We start from the raw sequence: 11,805 nt of genomic DNA on the forward strand, positions 1-11,805 counted from the left end.
ACTTATAATACTGAAACAGGTTTCTCAGCTCTTCAGTACCAATATTTCATCCTATCGTAAAAAAATAACAACCTACTTGTAAATAGGTTGTTACCGTTACATAGAAAATTATAAAGTCTATGTTTTAATTTGTCGAAAATAATATCTTAATCAATTATTTTGCCTTCGCTTGGTACATATTTTAACACTTCTACATCGATTTCTTCTAATGCTTTACCTACACATTTATGAGAAACAGGCTGTTCAATAACACAGTTGTTAGCAAGTTGCATTTCACGTGCACGCTTTGCAGCTACTGTTACAAGTGTATATTTAGAATCGATTTTTGTTAATAATGAATCAATTGATGGATTTAACATAATTATAGACCCTCCGTCATTTCTTTATAATATTTTGCTACTCTTTCGCGGCGGCAATGTTCACCAACCACAATTGCTTTAATTCTATCACAAGCTAATTCAACTTGATCATTTTCTACAACATAGTCGTAAGCGTCCATCATTTCGATTTCTTCTTTCGCTACAGTTAAGCGATTTTCAATAACATCTTCAGTTTCTGTACCACGGCCGACAATTCGGTTTTTTAGCTCAGATAAACTTGGGGGTGCTAAGAAAATAAATACACCTTCTGGGAAAGCTTTCTTAACTTGAATTGCTCCTTGCACTTCAATTTCTAAGAATACATCTTTTCCTTCTTGTAATGTTTTTTCAACATAGTCAATCGGTGTTCCGTAATAATTACCTACGAACTCAGCCCACTCAAGTAATTTTTCATTACGAATCATTTCCTCAAATTCTTCTCTCTCTTTAAAGAAATAATCCACACCATCTACTTCACCTTCACGCGGCTTACGTGTCGTTACTGAAATAGAGTATTGAAAACGTGTATCCTCATGGCTAAACAGCTCTTTTCGAACCGTTCCTTTACCAACCCCAGAAGGTCCTGAAAGAACGATGAGCAATCCTCTTCTACTTCTCATAAATATGTAAAACCTACCCTTCCTCACTTAAATCTTCTTTATTATTCAAACGATGTGCAATCGTCTCTGGCTGAATTGGACTTAATACAACATGCCCATCATCCATAACAATAACCGCCCTTGTTTTTCTCCCATACGTAGCATCTAGTAAAGCATTATGTTCACGTGCTTCCTGTACTGTTCGTTTAATAGGAGCTGACTCCGGACTTACAATAGCAATAATTCGATGAGCAGATACAATATTTCCGTATCCAATATTTAAAAACCGCATGGCCATAGTTTGCGCCTCCTAGTAAGTCTATCCGATTTCTCCACCACGTATAACTTTATATATTTTTTGAAAGCTACTCAATATTTTGTACTTGTTCACGAATTTTTTCAAGGTTATTTTTCATTTCTACAACATATTTTGAAATTGTTAAGTCATTTGCCTTCGAACCAATCGTATTAATTTCTCGATGCATCTCTTGCACGATGAAGTCCATTTTTCTTCCAACAGGCTCTTCAATCTGCAGTGTTTCACGAAATTGTTCTAAATGACTTTGTAAACGAACTAACTCTTCATGAATATCACAACGCTCTGCAAACATCGCGACTTCTGTTAGCAATCTTTGTTCGTCTAGATCTTGATTATGTAATTCCTTTAAGCGATTTTCTAATCGTTCACGATATTTTTGTGTAACAATCGGTGCATGTGGAATAATTGCATTTACACAATTGTGAATCTCTTGTAAACGATACGCCATATCTTTATGTAATCGTTCTCCTTCGCCATCTCTCATCGTTTTCAACATATGAGCAGCTTGGCGAACAGCCTCATATAAACTATTCTCAAATTGTTCATTTACGTTTTCTATTTCTTCAATTGCCGTTACTTCTGGCATTGCCATTAATTGCCCAAGTGTAATAGAATCTTGCAATTGAAATTTTCCTTTTATATCTTCCATCATCGATTGGTACTGCTTGAGAAGCGACCAATTCACACTTAATTTTCTTTCAACAAGCCCTTCACCCGTTATACTAATAGACACTTCAATGCGCCCACGTCGAACTTGCTGTGCGATTATTTTACGAATTTTGTCTTCAAATACCATCATCTGCTTCGGAAGTCGAATACTCATCTCAAGAAAACGGTGGTTCACCGATCTCATTTCTACTGTAATCTGAAAAGTATCACTTTCCACTTTCGACCTTCCAAACCCTGTCATACTAGAAATCATTTTTATCACATCCAAGCCATGAAATAACTCAATGAAAAAGGTAATAGAGACAAGGCTCTACTACCTTCTGTAAATTATATCACATTTTCATATCATTGACTATTTCAAGTTTAATCCCTTCTTATATAAAAGTGGCTTTTTCTCCTTACCCTTTTTCCTTGTTAATAAAGAACCTACTAATAAGAAAGTCGGAATTGATGACAAACCTCCAATTAACAACCAATCTCTTGCTTGTATTGGCATTGTACTAAAAATTGGTTGTAACGGTGGATAATAAATAACAACGAGCATTAACAACAATGAAATGATAACAGCCCCTACTAAATACACGTTCCCAAATGGATTGCGATGAAAGACAGAATGTTCACTTCGGCAATCAAATACATGAATAAGTTGCGCAAGTACCAAAGTCGCAAATGCTACTGTCTGTGCATATTTCAGTTCATTCGGATGTTGATTATATGCGATAATAAACGCTACTAACGTCACTGCTCCAATGAGGAACCCTCGACTTATAATTTTCCAGGCAAGCCCTCTGGCGAATACTCCCTCTTTCGGATGCCGCGGCGTTCTCTTCATCACATCTCCTTCCGCCTTATCCAAACCTAATGCCATCGCTGGTAAACCGTCGGTAACTAAGTTCACCCATAATATTTGAATTGGAACCATTGGCAATGGCAGTGCCAGTAACATCGCAAATAACATAACTAAAATTTCGCCGACGTTTGATGCTAACAAATATCGAATAAACTTTCGAATATTTTCGTATATGTTTCTACCTTCTTTAATCGCTGATTTAATCGTCGCAAAGTTATCATCTAACAATACAAGCGAAGAAGCTTCTTTCGCAACGTCTGTTCCTGTAATACCCATCGCTATCCCAATATCCGCTGTTTTTATAGCTGGTGCATCGTTTACTCCATCTCCTGTCATCGCTACTATATGCCCTTTATTTTGCAATGATTTAACAATTTTTAATTTATGTTCTGGTGATACACGAGCAAATACGTAAGTATCTTCTACAACATTTTCTAGTTCCTCTATATCCATATTTGCTAGCTCAACACCTTCCACCACACGACCTCCTGGTGGTAAAACCCCTAATTGTTCCGCAATCGCCATCGCTGTTACTTTATGATCTCCTGTAATCATCACTGTTCGAATACCAGCTTCTTTACACTCTTTTACCGCCTGCGCTACCTCTGGTCTTGGCGGATCGATCATACCTTGTATCCCGATTAACATAAAATCTTTTTCAACATCTCTCTCATGTTCAGTGGAATCTGTTACTTTTAATGGCTTAAATGCAACCGCAATTGTTCGAAGCGCTTGGCTACCTAAACTATGAATAGCCGCCTGTACTTCTTTTCTATATAACTCACTCATCGGTTGCTGCTTATCACCCCATAAGATTGTTTGGCTCATTTGCAGGAGGACGTCTGGAGCTCCTTTCGTAACAACAAACTTTTTCCCATCTCGATCACGGACAATAACACTCATCATCTTTCGAGTCGAATCAAATGGGAACTCACGAATAATCTCGAACTTCCCTTTCAGTGCATCACGTGTTATTCCCGCTTTCATTGCTGCAGCTACAAGTGCTCCCTCTGTTGGATCCCCATCTAATACATACGCCTTTTTCTTTTGAATAATATTCGCATTGTTACATAGTGAACCGAATGTAAGTAGCTGATAAAGCGCTTTTGTCTTAGCTGGATTAACTTCTATTTCACCTTTCATAAAAGATCCATTAGGTTCATATCCTTGACCAGTCACTTTCCACAACTCTCCACCTGACCACATATGTGTTACCATCATTTTGTTTTGTGTCATTGTTCCTGTTTTATCAGAACAAATTACAGAAGCACAACCTAATGTTTCTACAGCTGGTAACTTTCTTACAATTGCTCTCTTTTTTATCATACGCTGTACACCAAGTGATAAAGCTACTGTAACGATTGCGGGCAATCCTTCTGGAATAGCAGCAACAGCTAAGGATACACCTGCTAAAAACATATGGTATACTTCATTCCCTTGATACACACCTGCTAATACAACGAGTGCTGTCAAAATAAGAGCTACAATAATTAATATTTTCCCGAGTTGCTCTAATCTTCTTTGCAGTGGTGTTTCCATTTGCTCTGCATTTTGCAACATATTTGCAATTTGGCCCATTGCGGTATTCATACCAGTCGCTACAACGACTCCTGTTCCAGATCCTCGCGTAATCATCGTACCCATAAAAGCCATATTTTTTTGATCACCAATTGAAACATCTTGCCCTTGCAATGCTTCTATCTTCTTTTGTACAGGTACTGACTCTCCTGTCAGGGCAGACTCTTCGATATATAAACTCGATGCCTCAACGAGACGGACGTCAGCCCCAATACGATCACCACTGGAAAATTTAATAACATCACCTAAAACAAGTGCTTTAGATGGTGCCTTTACCCACTTTCCATTCCTCATTACCGTAACTTGCGGGGCGGCTAGTTCTTTTAAAGCTTCCAATGATTTTTCAGCCTTTCTTTCTTGAAAAAAACCTAGAATACCATTGATAATAACAATGGCAACAATAGCTATAGAATCAATATATTCACCTAAAAATCCAGAAACAATTGTTGCTCCAAATAAAACAAGTACCATAAAATCTTTAAATTGTGCTAAAAATACCATTAGTGCAGAAGGCCTTTTTGCTTCTTCTAATTCATTTGTACCAAATTTCTTAATTCGCCCTTCTGCTTCTTTCTCTGTAAGTCCAACTTTTACGTTCGTATTCGTTCTTTCTTCCACTTCATGTGCCCGCATTCCATACCAGTTCATCCTGCCATCGACCTCCTGATTCCAGACATACTCTATTGAAAGCTTATTCAGCCTCGTCCAAAAAAATGCTATAATTAACTTTTAGTTAGAAAGGAGTGTTCATTTATGGCATTCGATGGATTATTTACAAGAGCAATTACACATGAAATTGCAAATTCTCTTTACACAGGAAGAATTTCCAAAATATATCAACCTTCAAAATACGAGATTTTATTACATATTCGAGCAAACGGAAAGAACCAAAAACTAATTCTTTCGTCTCACCCTACATATGCGCGTATGCACTTAACGAATCAAAACTACGATTCACCAGCAATACCGCCGATGTTTTGTATGCTTCTTCGTAAACATTTAGAAGGCGGATTTATTGAAAAAATTGAACAAATTGACTTAGAACGTATTATTCAAATTACAGTTCGCAGTCGGAATGAAATCGGAGACGAATCATTAAAAACATTAGTAATCGAAATAATGGGACGACACAGTAACATTATCTTAGTAGATACGAAAACAAATGTTATTTTAGATAGCTTAAAACACATATCTTTAGCGGTAAACCGCCATCGTACTGTATATGCTGGAGCTGAATATGTTGCCCCTCCAGCACAACATAAGGTTAATCCGCTTCTTATCGAAACAGCAGCTGATTTTATTAGACCGCTAGACTTTTTATCCGGAAACATGGACAAACAACTTGTCGGAGCATTTATGGGAATTTCCCCATTATTCGCAAAAGAAGTTGTAAAAAAAGCAGGTATGGCAAATGAAAAAGCATTATCTGAAGCGTTTTTCTCCATACAAAAACCATTACTAACTCATACATATTCACCAACAATGATTACTGCAAACGGAAAAGAATTCTTTTATCTTTTCCCTCTTACACACTTGCAAGGAGAAGAAAAAACATTCTCATCTGTTAGTGAATTGTTAGACCGTTTCTTTTTCGGAAAAGCGGAGCGAGACCGTGTAAAACAACAAGCTCATGATTTAGAACGCTTTATGCAAAATGAAAAAAACAAAAATGAGAAAAAACTTATTAAACTTGAAAAAACATTACAAGATGCTGGAAAAGCAGATAAATATCAACTATTTGGAGAGCTACTCACAGCCAATATGTACGCTTTGAAAAAAGGCGATAAAGATATTGAGGTCGTTAATTATTACGATGAAAATGGCGGTACTGTAAAAATCACATTAGATCCTTTAAAAACACCGTCTGACAATGCACAACGCTATTTCCAAAAATACCAAAAAGCAAAAAATTCAGTTGTTGTGGTAGAAGAACAAATCGAAAAAACCAATGAAGAAATTCTTTATTTTGATAGCTTACTTCAACAAATGGAAGCTGCTTCTTCAAAAGATATTGAAGAAATTCGTGAGGAATTAGCCGAAGAAGGATATGTGCGTAATCGTAAGACGAAAAATGCAAAGAAAAAGCCTACAAAACCAGTATTAGATAAATATGTAGCTAGTGACGGTACAGAGATTTTCGTTGGTAAAAACAATAAGCAAAATGATTATTTAACAACGAAATTTGCCCGTCGGGATGAAATTTGGTTACATACGAAAGACATACCTGGTTCTCACGTTGTCATTCGTTCTTTAGAACCTGCTGAAGAAACTTTACTAGAAGCTGCAAAAATTGCCGCTTATTACAGTAAAGCAAAAGAGTCTAGCTCTGTACCTGTTGATTTTACAAAAATACGCCATGTGAAAAAACCGAGTGGTGCAAAGCTTGGATTCGTTACGTACGATAACCAACAAACAGTATATGTAACACCAGATGCTGACATCGTAATGAAATTAAAAGCGTAAATATAAAAAATGCGTTGCTAGATAGCAACGCATTTTTTATATTCATTCACATTCGTTCCTATATCCATTAACTAATTCACACTATCTTTCTTTTGTCATTTTATATATTGTCAAAAAGATTGACAGTGTCATTACGCATTTGTATAAATTTTTTTACAGTATGTATATAAAGTTCAACTCAAGTCAATGTTTTTATCCCCTACTAATTGCAATCTGAATTTTATTAACGGCACGCCTCCCACAAAATAGCTGGATAATCGTTTATTTTCCCTAATATATATTTTGGCACGCTATTTGCTTTATTCAATACTGTGAAAAGGAGGAATTAACATGACTTTAAAAATTGATAAAATCCAAAATCAACTACATCATTATGGACTTGACGGATTACTTATTACAAAAAAAGAAAATCGCCAATATGCAACAGGCTTTACAGGTAGTGCTGGTGTCGTCTTACTCTCTGCAGATCAAGCTGTTTTCATAACTGATTTTCGCTATGTAGATCAAGCCAAAGTACAAATAAAAGACGCGGAAATCATTATGCATAAAGGGAATTTGGAAGAAGAAGTTGCCAATCAAGTATCCAGATTAAACATTCAAAAACTTGGAATTGAAGAAAATAACATGACATTGCAACAATATAAAAACTTACAAAAATACGTACATGCGGAAATGATTCAAGTGTGCGAAATCATCGAAAATATTCGTATTATTAAAGACACGCCTGAAATAGAAACAATGAAAATTGCAGCTACTATTGCTGACGAAGCATTTCACCACATCCTTACCTTTCTAAAACCAGGAATAAGTGAAACTGATGTACGAGATGAGTTAGAATTTTTCATGCGAAAAAAAGGAGCTACATCTTCATCATTCCAAATCATTGTAGCTTCTGGCGTTCGTTCTTCTCTTCCTCATGGCGTTGCATCAAATAAAATAATCGAACGAGGCGATATCGTTACATTAGACTTCGGTGCACTTTACGACGGATATTGTTCCGATATAACACGTACTGTAGCGATCGGAGAACCGTCAGAAGAATTCAAAAAAATATACAATGTTGTACGAGAAGCATTAAAACGTGGAACTGAAGCAATTAAGCCTGGAGAAACTGCGAAAAGTATCGATGATGTAACGAGAGATTACATTACAGAACATGGATACGGTCAATACTTTGGCCACTCTACCGGGCACGGTCTTGGGTTAGAAATACATGAACCGCTTCGCCTATCCCAAGAAAGTAAGGCAACTTTACAAGAAGGTATGGTTGTTACAGTTGAGCCGGGCATTTACATACCAAACTGGGGCGGTTGTAGAATTGAAGACGATATCGTCATTACAAAAGAAGGCTATGAAGTTATTACAAAATCAAATAGAGAACTAATTGTTATCCCTTGTTAAAATCATGGCCCTTTTTAAAAGGAGTTTTTCTCTACACATAGAATTCCTTCTCTGGAGTATTCGTTTAAAGAGGGGGAATTTAAATTGAATTTTGTAATCGATAAGATAGATGGTTTACAGCTTGAATTTTCAAAACTTGTTTCCATGATGAATTACGCCCGTTACACAACGATGCAAGCAGTGGAAGGTTTAACAATTGATGAACTTGATTATTTATATGACGAAGAAGCAAATTCAATTGGCATGCTATTATATCACATGGCTGCTATTGAATTTTATTACCAAATTCATACCTTTGAGGATCGTGAACCGACAGATGCCGAATTAGAACGTTGGTTACCTGCTGTAGAGTTAGGGGCTATTGGACGAGAAAAAATAAAAGGAAACTCCATCGAATTTTACATCCATACATTACAAGAAGTACGCTCTAAAACAATTGAAACTTTTCAATCCTTACCTGAGGAATGGTTATTTAAAACGACAGACTTTTGGCATGACAAACCAGCAAATAATTATTTTAAGTGGTTTCACGTATTTGAAGATGAAATTAACCATCGTGGACAAATTCGTTTAATAAAAAAGATGCAAAAAGCTCATTCAGTAAAATAAGAAAGTGCCACCTTATCCGGTGGCACTTTCTTTTATTCATTTACAAATATTTTCCCGTTTGCTTTTTTAGCAATAGCTGTTACCACTATTAAAATGAATAGTAAGTATAACCATTTTGCAACAAGTAACCACCCTTGAAAAATTGCTATGTCATTCATTTGTTCATAACCTTTTTTTAGCAAGAACGGAATTGTACTAATTATAATAACAAACTCAATGCTATAAATAATTTTCTTTTTCCGACTATACGTTTTCCACTCTTTCTAGCGGTACAAAGGAGCAAAAATGAATATGCCTATACATAATATAAATGGTGTCCATTCACTTTTTAAAAATTGTGCTGAAATGATAGATACTATTAAACAACCGAGTACACCATAATACCCTACTTTCTCTCTCATTCGTACTACCCCCATTCTATTCGCTCTTTACTATATAACTCCCTATTCTTATCATGACTCTTAGGAAAATAACGACTACAATTACAAAATAAAGACCTTTCGCAGACGACATCCATTGTTGAAAAATAGACATTTGCTCCATTTGCTTCTGACCTTCTATTAAAATAAAACCTACTACAAATGAACTAACAACAATGATATCTATCATAATTCCAATACTTTTCTTACTATGCTGTTTCATGTCATCCCAGCGAGATAAAAGCAAAAACACAAACCCGAGAACAGGCATAATACTTATCCATTCATTGTTTGTAAATAGATCTAAAATGATTAATAGACTACAAGAAATGATAAAGTGAAACTTTAATCCGTGGGGGTGTCCCCCACGGATTATTAGTTGAACCAATCGGGCTTTTACGGGCAGTTGATTTCCTACCTAACTCCCTCACATACGCCCTCCTCCAGTTCCATTTTTAGGATTAATTGTATTTTAACATCCATTTTATACCCTTACCATTACAGTACATGAAATTTTATTTTTTCCCTATACTCACATACATTCACCGCTTTCATACAATGAACTACACGAACGCCTAAAGGATGTGAATGTTGTGGGAGTTGAATTAACGCTTTTACATGCTCTCTATATTCTTTGTTTACTCACTATTATTACCTTTTTTATTTTTAGAAAAGATACAACGATCATTTGTATCATTTTTATCTTTTTATTAGCATTAACCGCTACAAGTTCTATCCCTCTTGCCGTTAGCGGTATTTTTCAAAGTTTTATTTATGCCATAACTGAACTATTACCAACTATATTGATCATCTCCATTATCGTATCGATGAGTAACCTACTCGTTCATACTGGCATAAATGATACGATGATTTCACCATTTACAAAGATGATTCGTACACCTACACTTGCCTACTGGATTATCGGCCTTTTAATGATGACAATTTCTTTCTTCTTTTGGCCTTCCCCAGCTGTCGCGTTAATGGGGGCTATTTTATTACCCGTCGCTGTACGCGTCGGCCTGCCACCAATTGGGGTTGCAATTGCTATGAACTTATTTGGACACGGAATTGCTTTATCCGGCGACTTCGTTATTCAAGGTGCCCCGAAATTAACAGCGGATGCAGCTGGTTTACCAGTTTCTAGCGTCGTATCCGCAAGTGTCCCCTCGTTATCGTTATGGGCGTTGTTACAACTTCTGTTGCTTTTTTCTTCTTACGAAAAGAATTTCATACAGGCTTATCGTTGCAAGACTCTTCTTCAGCAACTGAACCATCCAAAACTATCATTTTATTATCTCCTCACATAAAGAAATGGCTCGCCATATGTATCCCTATCGTATATATCATTGATATCCTTTGCATGATTCAATTTAAACTACAAGGAAGCGATGCAACAGCACTTATTGGCGGGACGACTGTTATTATGATTATCATTATTGCTCTCATCGCCTACAAAGGAAATGGCCTGAATAAAACGACCGATTATTTTATAGAAGGGCTCCAATTTGGATTTAAAATCTTTGGTCCAGTTATCCCAATTGCTGCACTTTTTTATTTAGGGGATAGCGGATTTGTAAAAATTATCGGGGACTATTTACCGAAAGGTTCACACGGAATCATTAACGACTTAGGAATCGCCTTATCTCAAACTGTTCCTTTAAACCAATATGTATCAGCGGGAACACTAACTATCGTTGGTGTCATAACAGGGTTAGATGGATCTGGCTTTTCCGGTATATCACTTGCTGGTTCGATTGCCAATCTTTTCGGCACAGCACTGGGGCATGGAACAGCTACATTAACAGCACTTGGGCAAATTGCTGCAATCTGGACCGGAGGCGGGACTTTAATTCCTTGGGCGCTTATTCCTGCCGCTGCCATTTGTAAAGTAGATCCATTTGAACTTGCACGCCGAAACTTTTTACCAGTTATAATTGGCTTAATTGTCACCACAATCGTTGCGATGTTTATTCTATAAAGTAAGCAGGTGTTCTCTTGCTTACTTTTTTATTGTGAAATCAATCATTTATTACGGACTTTCAAAAGGGATTATGTATATGTTAGCGAAGTTATATTAGGAGAGTATTTATTTCAAAACGTTTACGAGAAACAGATTACTTCCATTCGAAAAGGGGACATAACTATGAATGAATTGATTTTCGTCTTATTAATTTGTCCATTACTTATCTTTATCGTTTCTGTTATTGGAACCCGCAAGACGCAAACATATTACGTAATGCCGATTGTAACGTTTGCTAGTTTTTTAATACTAGGTGTCATCGCTTTTACTCCAAAATTTTTCTTTTGGATTGGCATGTATAGCATTTTCTCATTTATTGTTTCTTATATGACTCTCTTGTTTGTGAAAGGATATGAATTTGTAGAAAGCACTAAGTAGTTAGTAGTAAGGGGCTTTGATATTGATGGGACTTTGCTTGAATTTATATAAAAAGACGACCGCGTGATATTATCCCCTTTAGGTAGACAGTGTGAAAAAGACCATGTATACACATGGATGTTACACTATTACTTGGAGGGG

At 36.3% G+C, this 11,805-nt stretch carries 10 protein-coding genes and 2 pseudogenes; 5 read left to right on the plus strand and 7 right to left on the minus strand.

The genetic code is table 11. The annotated features are described in order from the left end of the window. Positions 1-146: 146 nt before the first annotated feature. From rpoZ to JDS81_RS12270, 5 genes are all read right to left on the minus strand, one after another. Positions 147-359, minus strand: coding sequence for a DNA-directed RNA polymerase subunit omega (rpoZ, locus tag JDS81_RS12250; protein ID WP_000933967.1), 213 nt, complete (start codon positions 357-359; stop codon positions 147-149). Between the two features lie 2 nt (positions 360-361). Further along, on the minus strand, positions 362-979 hold the full coding sequence (gene gmk / locus JDS81_RS12255; RefSeq protein ID WP_001257739.1) for a guanylate kinase: 618 nt from the start codon (positions 977-979) through the stop codon (positions 362-364). Between the two features lie 13 nt (positions 980-992). Beyond that, the gene (gene remA / locus JDS81_RS12260; protein ID WP_001251456.1) at positions 993-1,256 is read right to left on the minus strand and encodes an extracellular matrix/biofilm regulator RemA; all 264 of its coding nucleotides are present in this window, start codon (positions 1,254-1,256) and stop codon (positions 993-995) included. Between the two features lie 67 nt (positions 1,257-1,323). Next, a complete protein-coding gene (locus tag JDS81_RS12265; RefSeq protein ID WP_097954021.1) occupies positions 1,324-2,199 on the minus strand; it encodes a YicC/YloC family endoribonuclease in 876 nt (291 codons plus the stop codon). Positions 2,200-2,298: 99 nt separating this feature from the next. Continuing rightward, positions 2,299-5,022 carry a calcium-translocating P-type ATPase, SERCA-type gene (locus JDS81_RS12270; RefSeq protein WP_097954022.1) on the minus strand — a complete coding sequence of 908 codons (2,724 nt, stop codon included), beginning with the start codon at positions 5,020-5,022 and terminating at the stop codon, positions 2,299-2,301. 105 nt (positions 5,023-5,127) lie between these two features. Here JDS81_RS12270 and JDS81_RS12275 point away from each other — a divergent pair, with 105 nt between their 5' ends. From JDS81_RS12275 to JDS81_RS12285, 3 genes are all read left to right on the plus strand, one after another. Then, positions 5,128-6,837, plus strand: coding sequence for an Rqc2 family fibronectin-binding protein (locus tag JDS81_RS12275; protein ID WP_000863274.1), 1,710 nt, complete (start codon positions 5,128-5,130; stop codon positions 6,835-6,837). A 330-nt stretch (positions 6,838-7,167) separates the two neighbouring features. Next, positions 7,168-8,238: a M24 family metallopeptidase gene (locus tag JDS81_RS12280; protein WP_000172783.1), complete on the plus strand. Its 1,071-nt coding sequence runs from the start codon at positions 7,168-7,170 to the stop codon at positions 8,236-8,238. An 84-nt stretch (positions 8,239-8,322) separates the two neighbouring features. Continuing rightward, entirely contained in the window at positions 8,323-8,847 is a 525-nt protein-coding gene (locus JDS81_RS12285; RefSeq protein WP_001012024.1) for a DinB family protein, read from the plus strand. A gap of 32 nt (positions 8,848-8,879) precedes the next feature. On the opposite strand, the pseudogene JDS81_RS12290 reads toward JDS81_RS12285, so the two are convergent. Next, a pseudogene (locus JDS81_RS12290) lies at positions 8,880-9,248 on the minus strand (YoqO family protein). Positions 9,249-9,264: 16 nt separating this feature from the next. After that, complete coding sequence (locus JDS81_RS12295) at positions 9,265-9,639, minus strand: YoqO family protein (protein ID WP_033660283.1); 375 nt, start codon at positions 9,637-9,639, stop codon at positions 9,265-9,267. A 220-nt stretch (positions 9,640-9,859) separates the two neighbouring features. Here JDS81_RS12295 and JDS81_RS12300 point away from each other — a divergent pair. Both JDS81_RS12300 and JDS81_RS12305 read left to right on the plus strand, forming a co-directional pair. Further along, positions 9,860-11,244 (plus strand): annotated as a pseudogene (locus JDS81_RS12300) (hypothetical protein). A 165-nt stretch (positions 11,245-11,409) separates the two neighbouring features. Further along, on the plus strand, positions 11,410-11,664 hold the full coding sequence (locus tag JDS81_RS12305; protein WP_001003941.1) for a YbeF family protein: 255 nt from the start codon (positions 11,410-11,412) through the stop codon (positions 11,662-11,664). The last annotated feature ends 141 nt before the right edge of the window (positions 11,665-11,805 follow it).

It is taken from the genome of Bacillus cereus group sp. N31, from assembly GCF_016483245.1.
Lineage (GTDB): Bacteria > Bacillota > Bacilli > Bacillales > Bacillaceae_G > Bacillus_A > Bacillus_A toyonensis.

Bases quoted from the DNA above. Each gene is read 5' to 3' on its own strand.
- rpoZ (WP_000933967.1), bottom strand. From the start codon at position 359: ATGTTAAATCCATCAATTGATTCATTATTAACAAAAATCGATTCTAAA.
- JDS81_RS12280 (WP_000172783.1), top strand. From the start codon at position 7,168: ATGACTTTAAAAATTGATAAAATCCAAAATCAACTACATCATTATGGA.
- remA (WP_001251456.1), bottom strand. From the start codon at position 1,256: ATGGCCATGCGGTTTTTAAATATTGGATACGGAAATATTGTATCTGCT.
- JDS81_RS12305 (WP_001003941.1), top strand. From the start codon at position 11,410: ATGAATGAATTGATTTTCGTCTTATTAATTTGTCCATTACTTATCTTT.
- JDS81_RS12270 (WP_097954022.1), bottom strand. From the start codon at position 5,022: ATGAACTGGTATGGAATGCGGGCACATGAAGTGGAAGAAAGAACGAAT.
- JDS81_RS12275 (WP_000863274.1), top strand. From the start codon at position 5,128: ATGGCATTCGATGGATTATTTACAAGAGCAATTACACATGAAATTGCA.
- JDS81_RS12265 (WP_097954021.1), bottom strand. From the start codon at position 2,199: ATGATTTCTAGTATGACAGGGTTTGGAAGGTCGAAAGTGGAAAGTGAT.
- gmk (WP_001257739.1), bottom strand. From the start codon at position 979: ATGAGAAGTAGAAGAGGATTGCTCATCGTTCTTTCAGGACCTTCTGGG.